The 14,059-nt window shown below is 69.2% G+C and carries 12 protein-coding genes and 1 pseudogene; 6 read left to right on the top strand and 7 right to left on the bottom strand.

What is annotated here, in order from left to right; translation table 11 throughout:
• Positions 1 to 169: 169 nt before the first annotated feature.
• Entirely contained in the window at positions 170 to 2,641 is a 2,472-nt protein-coding gene (locus ACFY3J_RS19665) for a SpoIIE family protein phosphatase (RefSeq protein WP_390841352.1), read from the bottom strand.
• Positions 2,642 to 3,322: 681 nt separating this feature from the next.
• Here ACFY3J_RS19665 and ACFY3J_RS19660 point away from each other — a divergent pair.
• Positions 3,323 to 3,646: a hypothetical protein gene (locus ACFY3J_RS19660; protein WP_384180640.1), complete on the top strand. Its 324-nt coding sequence runs from the start codon at positions 3,323 to 3,325 to the stop codon at positions 3,644 to 3,646.
• Between the two features lie 305 nt (positions 3,647 to 3,951).
• Here ACFY3J_RS19660 and ACFY3J_RS19655 read toward each other — a convergent pair whose 3' ends face one another.
• The 3 genes from ACFY3J_RS19655 to ACFY3J_RS19645 form a co-directional block, all read right to left on the bottom strand.
• Positions 3,952 to 4,923 (bottom strand): Lrp/AsnC family transcriptional regulator, encoded by a 972-nt coding sequence (locus ACFY3J_RS19655; protein ID WP_390841351.1) that lies wholly within the window; start codon positions 4,921 to 4,923, stop codon positions 3,952 to 3,954.
• Positions 4,924 to 5,007: 84 nt separating this feature from the next.
• A complete protein-coding gene (locus tag ACFY3J_RS19650) occupies positions 5,008 to 5,724 on the bottom strand; it encodes a hypothetical protein (protein ID WP_390841350.1) in 717 nt (238 codons plus the stop codon).
• 369 nt (positions 5,725 to 6,093) lie between these two features.
• A protein-coding gene (locus ACFY3J_RS19645; RefSeq protein WP_390841349.1) for an IS3 family transposase occupies positions 6,094 to 7,295 on the bottom strand; the annotation gives its coding sequence in 2 pieces (ribosomal slippage) (positions 6,094 to 7,010 and positions 7,010 to 7,295; 1,203 coding nt in all).
• A 322-nt stretch (positions 7,296 to 7,617) separates the two neighbouring features.
• Here ACFY3J_RS19645 and ACFY3J_RS19640 point away from each other — a divergent pair.
• Together ACFY3J_RS19640 and ACFY3J_RS19635 are read left to right on the top strand one after the other, a co-directional pair.
• Positions 7,618 to 8,124 carry a DUF6584 family protein gene (locus ACFY3J_RS19640; RefSeq protein ID WP_384180909.1) on the top strand — a complete coding sequence of 169 codons (507 nt, stop codon included), beginning with the start codon at positions 7,618 to 7,620 and terminating at the stop codon, positions 8,122 to 8,124.
• Between the two features lie 111 nt (positions 8,125 to 8,235).
• Positions 8,236 to 9,053 (top strand): IS5 family transposase gene (locus ACFY3J_RS19635; RefSeq protein WP_384180634.1). Its coding sequence is split into 2 segments (ribosomal slippage): positions 8,236 to 8,590 and positions 8,590 to 9,053, totalling 819 coding nucleotides; the frame shifts between segments, so codons are not numbered across the junction.
• Between the two features lie 19 nt (positions 9,054 to 9,072).
• Here ACFY3J_RS19635 and ACFY3J_RS19630 read toward each other — a convergent pair.
• Entirely contained in the window at positions 9,073 to 9,255 is a 183-nt protein-coding gene (locus ACFY3J_RS19630) for a hypothetical protein (RefSeq protein ID WP_390841348.1), read from the bottom strand.
• Positions 9,256 to 9,405: 150 nt separating this feature from the next.
• Between ACFY3J_RS19630 and ACFY3J_RS19625 the strand changes: the two genes are divergently transcribed.
• A complete protein-coding gene (locus tag ACFY3J_RS19625; RefSeq protein WP_384180907.1) occupies positions 9,406 to 9,552 on the top strand; it encodes a DNA-binding protein in 147 nt (48 codons plus the stop codon).
• Positions 9,519 to 9,697 (top strand): annotated as a pseudogene (locus ACFY3J_RS19620) (site-specific integrase); the annotation flags it as partial. The gene ACFY3J_RS19625 and the pseudogene ACFY3J_RS19620, both read left to right, overlap by 34 nt.
• Positions 9,698 to 10,846: 1,149 nt before the next feature.
• On the opposite strand, the gene ACFY3J_RS19615 reads toward ACFY3J_RS19620, so the two are convergent.
• Both ACFY3J_RS19615 and ACFY3J_RS19610 read right to left on the bottom strand, forming a co-directional pair.
• Positions 10,847 to 11,491 (bottom strand): LuxR C-terminal-related transcriptional regulator, encoded by a 645-nt coding sequence (locus tag ACFY3J_RS19615; protein ID WP_384180630.1) that lies wholly within the window; start codon positions 11,489 to 11,491, stop codon positions 10,847 to 10,849.
• Entirely contained in the window at positions 11,479 to 12,600 is a 1,122-nt protein-coding gene (locus ACFY3J_RS19610; protein ID WP_390841347.1) for a histidine kinase, read from the bottom strand. Before ACFY3J_RS19610 ends, ACFY3J_RS19615 begins: the two co-directional genes overlap by 13 nt.
• 221 nt (positions 12,601 to 12,821) lie before the next feature.
• Here ACFY3J_RS19610 and ACFY3J_RS19605 point away from each other — a divergent pair, with 221 nt between their 5' ends.
• The gene (locus ACFY3J_RS19605; protein WP_384180626.1) at positions 12,822 to 13,976 is read left to right on the top strand and encodes a serine hydrolase domain-containing protein; all 1,155 of its coding nucleotides are present in this window, start codon (positions 12,822 to 12,824) and stop codon (positions 13,974 to 13,976) included.
• Positions 13,977 to 14,059 lie beyond the last annotated feature (83 nt).

The raw sequence follows: 14,059 nt of genomic DNA, 5'->3' as shown, positions 1-14,059 counted from the left end.
CATAGTCTGACGGCCAGCTATGCGTGCGGCCACCATGCCCGCCCGTGCAGCGGTGCTCAGGGGCTCGAGGCGGACCGAACGAGGGCCGTCTGGAGATGCGTGGTTCGCGGTGAAGTGACGGTGCCGTGCTGACTCCGGCCCTCATGGTCTTCGTCACATTGAAGGTCGCTCAGGCGGCATCGCGCTGCGGTGGCTCGGCGCAGGCCAGGTCCTGCTCGGTCCAGATGGTCTTGCCGGCGGAGGTGTAGCGGGTGCCCCACCGCTGAGTCGTCTGTGCCACCAGGAACAGGCCGCGGCCGCCCTCCTCGTCGTTGGCGGCGTGCCGCAGGTGCGGTGAGGTGTGCCCGCTGTCTGAGACCTCGCACAGCAGAGCCCGGTCCCGGATGAGCCTCAGGCGGATCGGACCCGAGGCATACCGGATGGCGTTGGTGACCAACTCGCTCACGACCAGTTCTGTGGTGAACCCCAGTTCCGGCAGCCCCCACTCATTCAGTTGCGCGGCGGCCACCGCGCGGGCGTGCGACACCACGCTGGGGTCGGCCGGCAGATTCCAGCAGGCCACCTGATGGGCGTCCAGCACGCGGGTGCGCACCAGCAGCAACGCCGCGTCATCGTTCACCGGCCCGATGGGGAGCACCGCCATCGCCCGGTCGCACAGCTTCTCCACCGGGAGCCGGTGCTGTGTGAGAACCTGAGCCAACCGCCCCAACCCGACGTCGACACCGCCGGCACGGGAATCCACGAGGCCGTTGGTGAACAGGGCCAGCACGGTGCCTGGGGCAAGCTCGACCTCCGCACTCTCGTAGGTCGGACCGCCCAGTCCCAGCGGCGAGCCCGAAGGCAGCTCGGCGAAGCCGACGCGGCCGGTGTCAGGGTCGACCACCGCGGGCGGCGGATGCCCCGCGCAGCACCAGTTGCACCGCCGAGAGATCGGGTCGTAGACGGCATACAGACAGGTAGCGCCGATGATGCCCTTGTCCTCAACATCCTCAGGTGTGTCGTCGTCCTGGCGGCGCCAGTCGTTCTGACCGGCGACGTCTGCCAGCCGCGTCAGCAGTTCGTCGGGGTCCAGGTCCAGTTGGGCCAGGGCCCGTACGGTCGTGCGCAGCTGTCCCATGGTGGCCGCGGCCGGCAATCCATGGCCCACCACGTCGCCGACAACCAGTGCGACGCGCGTACCCGACAGGGGGATGACGTCGAACCAGTCGCCGCCCACGCCGACGTGGCGGTCGGCCGGCAAGTAGCGGTACGCCGCTTCGAGCGCGCTCTGCGGCGGCAGGTGCCGCGGCAGCAGACTGCGCTGCAGTGTCACGGCCGCCGCGTACTCGCGGGCGTAGCGGCGGGCGTTGTCGACGCACACAGCGCTTCGCGCGACCAACTCGTCGGCCAGCTCCTGCTCGTCCGTATCGAAGGGCATCGCCGTGCGGCTTCGCAGAAAGGTGACCAGCCCCATCACGGCGCCGCGGGCCTGCAATGGGACGAACAGGCGTGCGTGGACACCGGTTCCGCTCCGCGGGGCCGGCACGCCTGGTGTGTTCTCCGTGATCGACCGCCCCGAGGCCATGCTGCGGGCTTGGGGGGAGGCGAAGGCGTACTCGATCGGCTCCCCGGCTGCCACGCCTGTGCCACCCGGTGCGAGGGCCGTGTCCTGCGGGTCCCATGGTCCGCACACCCGCACCAACCTTTGTCCGGGGGCGATCTCGTCGGCGGGTTCCGTCCCTTCCAGGACTTCCGGCAGCAGGTCGACGGTGACGGCATCGGCGAACCGCGGTACAGCCACCTCGACGAGTTCCGCTGCCGTACGAACCACATCCAGGGACGTGCCGATACGGGACCCGGCCCGCACGAGCAGCGCCAGCCGCTGCTCCGCCCGGTGGCGCTCGGTGATGTCGACGGCCTCCTCGCACACTCCGAGCGGTTCACCGCGCGCGTCGAGCAGCCGGTAGTAGGAACAGGACCAGACCCGCTCGTCCTCCGGGGCGGCGGGTACCTGCCCGAGGTAGTGCAGGTCGATGACGGGGATGCCGTCGGCGAGTACCTTCCGCATCGTCTCCGCCAGTGTCGGAGGGTGATGCTCGGACAGCATCCGGCCCTGTGGAAAGAGCTCGTCCACAGTGCGGCCGGCGTACGCTGTGAGCGGCCCTCCCAGTTCCCGGTCGACAGCGGCGTTCGCCCACACTATTCGCAGCTCGGTGTCGTAGATGGTGAGCCAGACGGGCGACTGGGTGACCAGGCCGCGCAGCATCGCCTGATGCGACTCCCAGCTGCGCAGCTCCTCCAGGTCCGCCGCGAGCAGCACAACGGCCGGACCATCAGGGCCGTGGGCCACCGTGCACATGGTCGTGGCCATGCGCAAGGTGTGACCGTCCCGATGGCGGAGGCTGAGCGCCGCACTGCGGATGGATCCGGGGTCGCCGACCGTGTTCATCCATGGTGCGGGCTGCGTACCGGCCTTACGTGCCACCAGCGCGGTGGCAGGGCGCCTGAGTACCTCTTGGGGCGTGTAGCCGAGGAGTCTCTCTGCGGCAGGGCTCCAGCCGATGACGATGCCGCATGCGTCCAGGACCACTGCGGCCGCTCTTGTCACGTGGAGCGGACCAAGGAATTCATCGGCAGGGGTCTCAGGTTTTGGACTCGTCACGGCCGCTCATCCTCCAATGGCATCAGGATCCGCCCGGCGGTTGGGGTGATGCAACCGCACGGCGGCCGTGGAGGGTGGGGCGTTCCCGTCCGCCACAGCCCGGCCGGGCTCACGGCGGGCGGGTCGGACGAGATGGCCCGGGCCCGTCTGTCGCCGAGGGCGGCATGCTGCTCAGTCGGTTCGCCCCGATGTTGCTTGGCCCAGCCGTCGGGGCGCGGTCCAGGAGGTCGGCGCGGCGCTGCGGAGCGTCACCGAGCTCGCGCCCGGGTGCGGGAGCTCGCCGTCCTCGTGGTCGCTGCCCACCACCGGTCCCGGCTCGACTGGCAGGCCCACGAGCGGGCTGCCCTCGACACCGGGGCTCGTCCAGGAGCATGTGCGGACGGGAGCCGTTGGGACAGCGGGACCAGGAGGCACTGTTTCGGCAGGGGCCGCCCTGGTCGGGTTCAGGTGTGGCGTGCCGCTCGCGGAGTAATAGGCGGCTTGGGGTGCATGGCCGTGTCACGCTGTGTGGTCTTGTTTGATCACGGTCGTGTCAGGAGACCGGGGTGTACCGCTCGCGCGAGTGGCTGTGTGATCGGATCCGCCGGGCGGATCCCATGATCTCGGCATGGGCCTTGGCCCAGCGCTGCAGGTAGTGCCGGAACACGGTGCGAGCGAGTACTGGTCCACCGGGGGATCGCGATGGCGGGAGGCGAAGAGGATGGGGGACCAGAGCGGCCGCATGGTCGTGACCTGCTGGAGCGGCTGGGCGCCGAGCTGGGCCGGATTGACGAGCAGCTGCGCGCCCTGAGCGCCGCCAAGGCCCGGATTCAGGGCTTGCTGGACGCCGTGGTGGCGGCGATCACCCGGGACGTGGAGTTGCCCGCGGTGCTGCACCGCATCGTGACCACCGCCATGGACCTGGGCGGCGCCCGTTACGGGGCCCTGGGAGTGCCTGACGAGTCCGGCGACCTGGCGCAGTTCATCCCTTCACCGCGGCGGTCGACACCACCCTGGGCACCCTGAAGGGGCTGCCCCTCGCGGACGACGCCGACGCGGTCCACTACCCCGGCGAGCGCAGCGCCGCCGTGGCCGCGGAACGCGGCGAGCTGGGCGTACCGGTGGCGTCGAAGGTGTGGCGCGAGCTGAACGGGAGCGCCGCCAGGCCGGGGGTGACACCACCCGAGCCCGTACGGCCCGCACAGCCGCCTGCCTCAGCTCACTCGGCAGCGCACTCGAATGAGAGACAAGCGGTCACAGGTTCCCGGCGACGGGACACCGTCCGGGTGCGGACAGCCCCGCGCCGGACGAGTTCCCCAGCTGAGTGGGGCTCAACGGGGTTCGGGCGTCAGCGTCTTGACGCGGCGGAGCGTGATGACGGTCTCCGCCGCGTCCACGTCCCTCTGGCCGCCGACTTTCTCACTGAGGAAGGTGTAGAGATCGCCGACGGTGCGGCAGAGCACCGACAGCACCAGGTTGGTCCGCCCGGTGACGGCGGCGGCGAAGCGGACCTCCGGCTGCGCCGCGAAGAACCGGCCCGTCTCGGCGAGGGCACGCGGGGCGGTGATCAGCCAGACGAGCGCTCCGACGCCCTGCCCGAGCGGCTCACTGCCGTATTCGACGGCGAAGTAGAGCACGCCGGTGGAGCGGAGCCGTTCCAGGCGCTTCTTCACGGCCGTCTCGGACAGGCCGGCTGCCGCCTGCAGATCGGTCAGCGGACTGCGGCCCTGGCGGCGCAGCACCTCCAGCATGGCCTGGTCGGTGGCGTCGAGCGCGAAGGGCGTCGCGGCGGGCGCCGGTGCGGGCGCGCGCAGTGCCGCCTCCTCGGCCGGTTCGAGCGCGCTGATCTTGCGCAGCCGGCGCAGGGAGTTGCCGTAGTAGGCGTGCAGGACGCAGTGGGCGTCGACGGCGGTCACGTGCGGAGTGCCCTGCAAGCGCTCGAGGAGGAGTTCGTCGCGTTCGCGGCTGCTGCGGGGCCGGATCGCGCAAACGACTTCGGTGCCGCCCGCGGCCAGGTCGACGTAGTGGGTGTCGGGCCGCCCGGCGATGACGGCGGCCGGCCGCGCCGCCGTGTTCGGGGCACAGCCCAGCCGCACGATCCAGCCGGCGCGGCCCAGGCGGCTGTCGTCGACCATGCCGGTGACCCGCAGGTTCACGGTGGTACGTAGCCGTCGGAACCGCCGCGCGATGGTCTGGTCGGACACCCCGAGCACCTGGGCGATACGGCTGAAGGGCGCCCGTCCGTCCAGTTCGAGCGCCTGCAGCAGCTTCAGGTCGAGCGTGTCGGGGGTGGCGGGCGTCACGGTTCTCCTGGTCTCTCTGCCGGAGCCGGAGCCGGAGCCGGAGCCGGAATCGGGGCCGGGCACCGCGTGCCGGGCACGGTCCGGCTACGGCATCGTAGGACCGGACAGGGAGGCTCGCCCGGGTTCCCGGCCCTTATGCGCAGGGGAACCCCCCTTATGCGCAGGGGAACCCGGGCAAGCGGGCCTGTCAACGCCCGTGGGAGGCGCCGCCGCGTCCGTCGGTGGCGTACGCGGCCCCCCGCCGGGGCGCGGGTCGGCGCGCACCGGCGACGGACCCGATTCCGGAGTCGTCGGTCCCGTGACGCTGTTCGTGCCGGGCGTGGCGGCGTTCGTGGAGCCCCCGACCGTGACGGAGCGGTCGGGACGCCGCCGCAGCAGTACGGCCGCGGCCAGGGCGGCGAGCACCAGCAGGGTCGCGGACACGGTCAGGCACAGGCGCAGACCGTCGTGGAACGCCTCGGAGACCGCGCCGAGCGCACGACCGGCGTCCGCGCCGAGCTCCATACGGGCCACCGCACCGAGCCCGTTCGCCTCGACCGCCTCGGTGATCGAACGGGCCGCGCCACCGCTCAGGCCCGCGTCGGCGAGGTGACCGGGCAGCGTGTCCACCGCCTCCGTCGCCAGCAGGGTGTGGAGCACGGCCGGGCCCAGCGAGCTGCCGACCTGACGGAAGGCGTTGTTGCCCGCGGCGGCCATGCCGGCCTGCCGGCCGGGCACCGCGGAGACGGCGGCGCTGGTGATGCACGGGAAGGCGATGCCCAGCCCCAGCCCCAGCAGAGCCAGCCGCCAGGCCAGCGACACGAACGACGTCGAGACACCGAGTGTCGTCAGCGACAGCAGAGCGGCCGCACTGATCAGCCGCCGAAGCCGGTAACCACCTCACCCCACGCGGCCCTTTCCAGGCCTCAGGCCGTAGAAAGGGCCGCGTGTGTGCAACGTCCACGTTCCGCACTGGGCCGGCGCCAAGCCCTCCGGGGCAGGCCGGCGACACCACCGCCCCAGGTCATCCCCTTCACAGGGGCAACACTCATCCTGGGCCCGGAGGCCGGCGGCCCCGCTTGCAGGATCGGGAAAAGGACAAGGGGGTACCCCTGGCCGGGTGGCTCGGCCATTCGGACCCCGGGTTCACCCTGCGGAAGTAGGGCCTTGACCCCGAATCCTGGACAGGGCTTATGCGGCTGGTGTCAGCGTAGTTGATGTTGTTCCGGACGCTGCCTCGTAGGCGATCGGGCTGCGTTGCCCGAGGCGGGAGTGACGGCGTCGGGTGTTGTAGCGGTGCAGCCAGCGGAACGCGTCGAGGCGGGCCTCGCGTTCGCTGGACCAGCTTTTCCGGCCCTGGAGCGTCTCGCGTTTGAACGGTCGCGTTGAAGGATCGGCGAGCGCGTTGTCCGCGCTGGAGCCGATCGCGCTCATGGACTGGAGGACGCCGGCTCTGCGGCAGGCCTCGGCGAACGCATGGCTCGTGTACTGGGCGCCGTGGTCGGTGTGTATGACCGCCCCGGCGAGGCTGCCGCGGCATCGCTCGGCGGCGGCCAATGCGTCGGTGACAAGCTCGGTGCGCATGTGATCTGCGATCGCCCACCCGGCCAGGCGGCGCGAGGCGAGGTCGATGACGGTGGCCAGATAGAGGAACTTGCCGCTCTCGACAGGGAGATAAGTGATGTCGCCGACGTACTTCGTGTTCGGTTCGCTCGCGGTGAAGCCGCGGCCGATCAGGTCGGGGGCTTTCGCCGCGGCCGGGTCCGTAACCGTGGTGCGGTGCCTGCGACGCAGCCGCACTCCTGCCAGATTGATGCTCCGCATCACGCGCGCGATCCGCTTGTGGTTGACGCGCTCGCCCTCCTCGCGGAGCTCGGCAGTGATCCTCGGGACCCCGTAGGTGCCATCCGATTCACGGTGCACGGCCCGTATCCGGGCGGCCAGCCTGGCGTCGGCCGCCTGCCGGGCTGCTCGGTCCGCGGTCGTCCGGCGCCAGTAGTAGAAGCTCGAGCGGGCGATTCCAAGGATGGAACACAGCCGCTTCACGCCGAAACGGCGCTGGTGGTCGGCGACGAACTGGAAGCGGTTCACCAGCGCGTCTCCCCGGCGAAATACTTCGCTGCCTTCCGCAGGATCTCGCGCTCCTCCTCCAACTCGCGGACCTTCTTGCGCAGGGCGGCGTTCTCCGCCTCCAGCGGTGTGGGCGGCTCCGCCGGCACCTCCGCCCGGCGCCCCCGGGGCCGGCTTGCTCCGGCCGCCCGGACCCAGTTCCGCAGCATCTCCGGGTTGACCCCCAGATCGGCGGCGACCGATCTAATCGTCGCTTCGGGCCGCGACTCGTACAGCGCGACCGCGTCCGCCTTGAACTCCGGCGGATAGTGCTTCATGACCACAAGATGTCCGTTCTCAGATCCTCAAGATCCACGATCTCAAGTGTCCAAGATCCGGGGTGAAGGCTCGTACGCGTACCTCCCGCCTCGTGCGGGTGCGCACGGCAGCACCGCCCGATGCGGTCCTCGGGTGGCCCGGACGGTCGGGAGAGCCTGGTCCCGGCCCAATGTCCCAGACAAAACCCACTGGCGCCGCCGCATCTCCTTCGACCAGCATTTGTACAGGTCGAACAGAGTGTGGAAGCGCCTTGGAGACGGGTTTGAGCGAGTGCTGAGCGACAAAACCGGGTCGACGGTGGTCACTGCGGTACTCGATCATGCGTTCATGCCGTTGAGAGACACCCTTGCCCGAGTCGACGCAGACCTGGCCGCTGGCCGGGTTCCCGTCGCGCGCCAGCGCCTGCGCGGGCTGGTGTCGTCCTTTCCACATGACCTGATGCTTCGTCAACGTCTGGCCGAGGTCTACCGCTTGTACGGAGAGCCTGCGGAAGCGGGCCGCTGGATGTACCTCGAACAAGACCGGGACGCAGCGGAGACCTCCGCCTTCGAGGCTAGGTACCGCACAGCTCCGCAGCGCATGCAAGCACTTGCCTGGCAGGGCCCTGAGTCGCTTGCCCAAACGGCCTTTGCCAGAGAACAACTAGCAGCAGTACGAGCAGCCTGCTCCGAGGCTATGGGACGCCCCGTCGACTGGGACACGATGCCATCTGGGTGGAAGGAAGACAGCAGTGGAAGCTCCCTCACCGACTTCCTGGCGGGGGCCGGATGCCTGGTGGCGGTCCTTGCATTTCTTGCGATCTGGGTGAACGGACTCGTTGCCCTCTTCGACTGACCCAGGTCGCTGCGGACTGTGAGGCGCCGCTCCAGTCCACACGCCGTAGATCATTTACGTGACAGCACTTTAAGACCGTGTCCTACGTGGCGGTGGCTCGTTGGGCTGGTTATGGGGCGGGGTACATGGAGTTGGATTGTTCCGGATGGGCTGTGGGAGATCGCCAAGCCGTTGATCCCACCGTCGAAGGTTCGGCCGCAGGGCGGCGGAACGCTGGACACGCCTGATGAGACGCTGTTCGCGGCGATCATCTACGTGCTGGTCAGTGGCTGCGCCTGGCGGGCTTTGCCGCCGTGCTTCGGCATCTCGAAGTCGACCGCCCACCGCCGGTTCCTCATCTGGTCCAGGGCAGGCGTCTGGGGCCGTTTACATGAAGCCGTGTTGCACCGGCTGGACGACGCCGGCCTCATCGATGTCTCCCGTGTCGTCCTCGACTCCGCCCACGTCAGGGCCAAAAAGGGGGCGGACACACAGGTCCGAGCCCCGTGGACCGGGGCAAGCCGGGTTCCAAGATGCACGTCCTGTCGGACGCGAACGGACTGCCCCTTGTCGTTGGCGTCTCAGCGGCCAACGTCCATGACAGTGAAGGGCTGAAGCCGATGGTGGCGGGTCACCAAACGAGACACGACCCCCACCGCGGCCGGTACTTCAAGCCCCAGCGCCTGCACGCGGACAAGGCCTTCGACGTCCCTCACCTGCGTAAATGGCTACGCGGCAAGCGCATCGGCGTGCGCATCGCCCGCAAAGGCATCGAGTCCAGCGAACGATTAGGGCGCCGCAGATGGGTCATCGAGCGGACCATCTCCTGGCTGACCGGCTACCGACGACTCAGCCCCCGCTACGAACGCGATCCCCGCAACTACCTGGCCCTCCTCGGACTCGCCGCCGCTCTGTGCTGCTACAAGCGACTCGTCCGCCTCACCACGTAGGACACGGTCTAAGTCGGGCTCACAGGTGCCACGTGCTGAGCTTGCTCAACGCTTCCGCGCGTTCCGCAATGATCTTCATCCGGGCAGGCCGATCGACTTCGTGGCGGCGGCCGTCAGCAGCAGTGCACTGTCCGGGCCACTTGCGGAAGAGCAATGCGCACTCCTCGATGAACCACCCGATGCTCACGGCGTTCAGTGCCATCAAGTGGCCGGTGACTTCAGAGACTGGGAGCGCCATCCATCCGCCCAACGAGGTAACAAGGTCGCGCCGTGCGCACAGTGTCACCGGATGCACCTGCGCCCTGTAGTCGTGCGTTCGCCACCGTTCGCGGACTGCGCCGACCTGGTCGAGATGTTCGAGTCCCCCGGTATCGAGACGGTCTACCAGTGGCACCGCAGGCGCACCGGCCCCCGCGGCTTCCGCGTCGGCCGGTACCTCCGCTTCGACCCGACCGACGTGCGGACCTGGGGCGCCTCCCAGCTCGGGGAGGCTGCCTGATGGCTGGCCACGTCCAAGACCGCTGTACCGGACCGAGGCCGGCCCGGACGGCAAGACCCGCATGGTCAAAACCGACCGCCACGGCGTCGGCCTGCGCTACCGGGTCCGGTACGTCGGCCCCGACGGCACCAAGAAGTCCAAGAGCCGGGGCGCTTGAGGCGTGCCAGGCGCCCACGCTCGGGTTGGAGACCGTGGTCCCGTACGTCGTCGAAGGCGGTAGCCGTTCGACGCGGTCTCCCGGGTGCGCACCGGCCCGGCGGGTGTGGGGGCGGACGCCGGGCCGAAAGTTTCTTCAGCAGCGGTCCGCGCTGGCGCTCCTGTAGATCAAGCCGACACCGCCGTCCTGGTAGTCAGTGTCGATCGGGGTGTCGCCGGCGCAGACGGCCCACTCACGGGAGTACTACCCGATCCGTACGGTCAAGAGTGTGGCGCCGTCACTGGGCACGGTGTCGCGCAGGATGCCGAACACTCGGATGCGGCCGTCGTCCCAAGTGCACTTGTTCAAGCTGCCACTGAGCCCGGTCCCGGCCCCGTAACCGAGCCGGCCGCACTGAGCCGCGTCGGCCTGCGCTGCCGCGGTGGTACTCGCGGCAGCAAGGGCGGCGACGGAGAGACATACCGACGCGACCAGTGCAGTCATGTGAAAACGTCTCATTTTTCCTCCGTTGGTGCGGACAGAAACCGAGCGGCTGTCGCTCGACTGCCGACAGGCTGGGCAAGAGTTTTGCGATGGGAGGAGGGGGACGGGCTGGGCTCCCGTGTCGTGCGGAGGGGGCCCAGCCGACCGGCCTGGCCGAACAGATGCGTCCTGCGAAAGCTCCTACTCGGCAACTTTGAGTTCGAGCTCGCAGTCCAGCGTCTGGATGTACGCCCGACCGCCCTGGTCATTCGCTGCTTGTGTTCCCGGTCGTGCTGGGTGGACCCTCCCAGTTTGACGCCGTACGCGCTGACCGCTCCTGACCATTTGATGCTCCGGCAGCTGGCCGCCGTGCATGTGCGCCGGCGCGGCGCCTTCGCCTACGTCGACGGCGAGCTGCCAGACGGTGAGACCATCAAGCTCATGCGCCTGCGCTACGGCGGTTCGCCAGTATCCGGGGCTTCGCTCTCTACGTCGCCAGCACCGATAAGCACGAAGACACCATCCTGCCCACGGGCACCTTCGTCGGCAGCCCCGAGGACGCCCTCGATTGTGCCTGCGGCCTTTACCACGTCGCCTTCGGGATCTGACACAGCGACAGGCAGCCTCCCGGCTCCGGGGTCAACCCCCGAATGGCTTCCCAAGCAAACGACTTGGTTAGTGGCGGCTGAGATAGGTGAGGACTGCGAGGACGCGGCGGTGGCCGCTGTCGGCCGGCGAGAGGCCGAGCTTGGCGAAGATGTTGCCGATGTGCTTGTGGACGGCGTTCTCGGTGATGACGAGCCGGGCCGCGATCGTGGCGTTGTCCTTTCCTTCGGCCATCAGGGCGAGAACTTCGCGTTCGCGTGGCGTGAGGGCGGCAATCGGGTCGTGGGCGTGCCGGGTGAGGAGCTGCCTGATCACCTCGGGGTCCATGACGGTACCGCCGGCGGCGACCCGCCGCAGCGCGTCGATGAACTCGCTCACCCGGCTCACCCGGTCCTTGAGAAGGTAGCCGATGCCGCCGCGTCCATCGGAGATCAGCTCGCCGGCGTACTGCTGCTCGACGTATTGGGAGAGGACGAGCACGGGCAGGCCGGGGTGCTGGCGGCGGGCGTGGATGGCGGCGTGGATGCCCTCGTCGCGGAAGGTTGGCGGTAGCCGTACATCGACGATGGTGACGTCCGGTCGGTGTTCGGTGACGGCAGCGACGAAGCCGGGGGCGTCCTGGGTGATCGCGGCGACGTGAAAGCCCTTGGCGGTCAGCAGGAGTTCCAGCCCGTTGGACAGCAGGACGTTGTCCTCGGCGATCACGACCCGCATGCCAAGCTCACAGTGATCGTGGTCGGGCCGCCGCTGGGGCTGTGGAGGTGGACGGTGCCGTCCAGCGCCAGGACACGGTGGCGGATTCCGGCGATGCCGGTACCCAGCGTCTCGTCGGCGCCGCCGATTCCGTCGTCGGTGACCTCGATCGACAGCCGGTCACCGTCGCGTGCGACGCGGACGGCGGTCCGGGTGGCCTGGCTGTGCTTGGCAGCATTGGTGAGCGCCTCGGCGATCGTGAAGTAGGCCACGGCCTCGACCGCGGCGGGGATCGTGCCGAGATCGCCGATGTCGAGGGTGGTGTCGATCGCCGATCGGGTCCCCAGCGCGGCCAGCGCCCCGGCGAGGCCGCGATCGGCGAGGACCGGTGGGTAGATCGTCCGGATCACCACACGAAGCTCCGCCATGGCCTCTTCGGTACTCTCATGCGCTTCCTCCAAGAGTCTGGCCACCGTCTGGGGGTCCTCGCTCAGCGACTCACGGGCCAGGCCCAGCCGCATCGCGATGGCCACCAGCCGGGCCTGGGTGCCGTCGTGCAGGTCTCGTTCGATCCGGCGGAGTTCCGCGCCGTGCGCGTTCATGGCGTCGGCCCGCGTCTCGGTCAGCGTCTCCACACGCTGCGCCAACCTCTCGGTGGCCGAGGGGGACAGCAACGCAACACAGATCCGGGCGTGTAGGCGCGCCAGCAGTGGAACCAGCCAGTAGGTCAGGGCCGCGAAGATGACGATTTGTGCGGTCCCCAGGGTCAACGCCGTGCCCCAGCCGGACAGTGGAACACCGGCGGCGAAGCCGCCCGCGCGGGTGCCGGCGGGCAACGCCCACCACAAGGGCACCGTGATGGCCGTGGCCACCGCGTTACCTGCGCACAGCACCACGACGAGTCCGAACACCAGACTGGTCACGATGCACGTGCACAGCCACCCGAGAACACGCCACGTACCGACACGGACGGGACCAGAACGCGGAGAAAGCAGCAGCCGGTCGGCGCGGCGACGATGCCAGGACGCCCAAGTGCGAGCCATCATCGGGACGATGAGTACGGGTAGCGCGAACAGGGCGACCGCAGCGGTGAACAGGCTTCCCAGTAGATAACCCAGACCGCGCCACATCGCCGAAAGCCGACTGGCCCCATGGTGGTTCATTCGCACAAGTCTGAGCCATGGCGACCGAGCCTGGCACTACAGCCCACTACCCCTTGTTCTCACTGGTGGGCTGTATCGTCCGCTTCCCCCTGCCAGACCTAGCGTCAACGCCCATGACGAGTTCACCGATTCATTCACCACGGCGGCGCGGGCGATCCATCCGACGAAACCTGGCCCTGGCCGCCATCGTGGTCGGAACCCTTTCCACCAGTTGTACGTCGGGCGCGAGGGCCGCCAAACAGCACGACGACCAGGCCCAGCTTCGGCGCGACGCCGACGCGATCACCGCACTCGGCGTGACGGGAGTGCAGGCCCGCCTGGTCACCCCTGACGGCCGGAACCTGACCGCCACCAGCGGCGTGGGCGACCTGACGGCCCGTCGGCCGGTCCCCTCGAACGGCTACTTCCGGATAGCCAGCGTCACCAAGGCGTTCGTGGCCACCGTGATCCTGCAACTCGCCGGCGACGGCAAGCTCTCCCTGAACGACACGGTCGAGCGATGGTTGCCCGGCGTGGTGTCCGGAAACGGCAATGACGGCCGCGCGATCACCATCCGACAACTGCTCCAGCACACCAGCGGCCTTCACGACGACTACCCCGACTACACCTCGGCGAAGAACTTCTACCAGCACCGATACGACACCTACACCCCCGAGCAGACCGTCGGCCGGGCGATGCGCCACCGGCCGGACTTCCAGCCCGGCAAGGACTGGAATTACTCCAACACCGGCTACGTCCTGCTCGGCATGATCATCCAGCGGGTCACCGGACACCCCTGGCATCAGGAGGTACAGGATCGGATCGTCCGGCCGCTCGGCCTCAAGCACACCTTCTGGCCGGGTACTTCACCCAAGCTGCCCCAGCCACACGCCGAGACCTACCAAAGGTTCAAGCCCGGCGAACCGCCCGTGGACGTCACCGAGCAGGTCGGCTCGGGCACCAATGGAGAGGCCGGACTCGTCTCCACCACCGCCGATATCAACCGATTCTTCCGCGCACTGCTCGGCGGCCGGCTCCTGCCCCCGGCGCAGCTGACGCAGATGGAACAGGCCAGCCCAGTCAGCAAGGAGTTCGAGCAGCTCATGCCGGGCGCCCGTGACGGGCTGGGACTCTTCTCACGCCCGCTGTCCTGCGGCGGGGTGTACTGGGGCCACGAGGGCGGCGATTCCGGCTGGATCAGCGCCACCGGCGTCACCGCCGACGGCCGGCGCAGCGTCACAGTCTCGTTGTCAGGCGTGTTCGCCCAATCGGCGGACGACGTCCTGCACGTGGTACAGGCCGAAAGCAAGCTGGTCGACGACGCCCTGTGCGCGACTCCGAACGCCGACCATCAGCGGCGTTGAGGTCCTCCGCATGGAGCGGGTACGGGACATCTGCGCGGCGCACGGTCCGGAATCAGGAAGGAGGGGCGGCGACGGCGGCGTTC

Origin of the sequence: Streptomyces sp. NPDC001231 (genome assembly GCF_042896885.1) — a bacterium.
Classification (GTDB): domain Bacteria; phylum Actinomycetota; class Actinomycetes; order Streptomycetales; family Streptomycetaceae; genus Streptomyces.
This window is presented reverse-complemented; position numbering and strand designations above follow the sequence as displayed.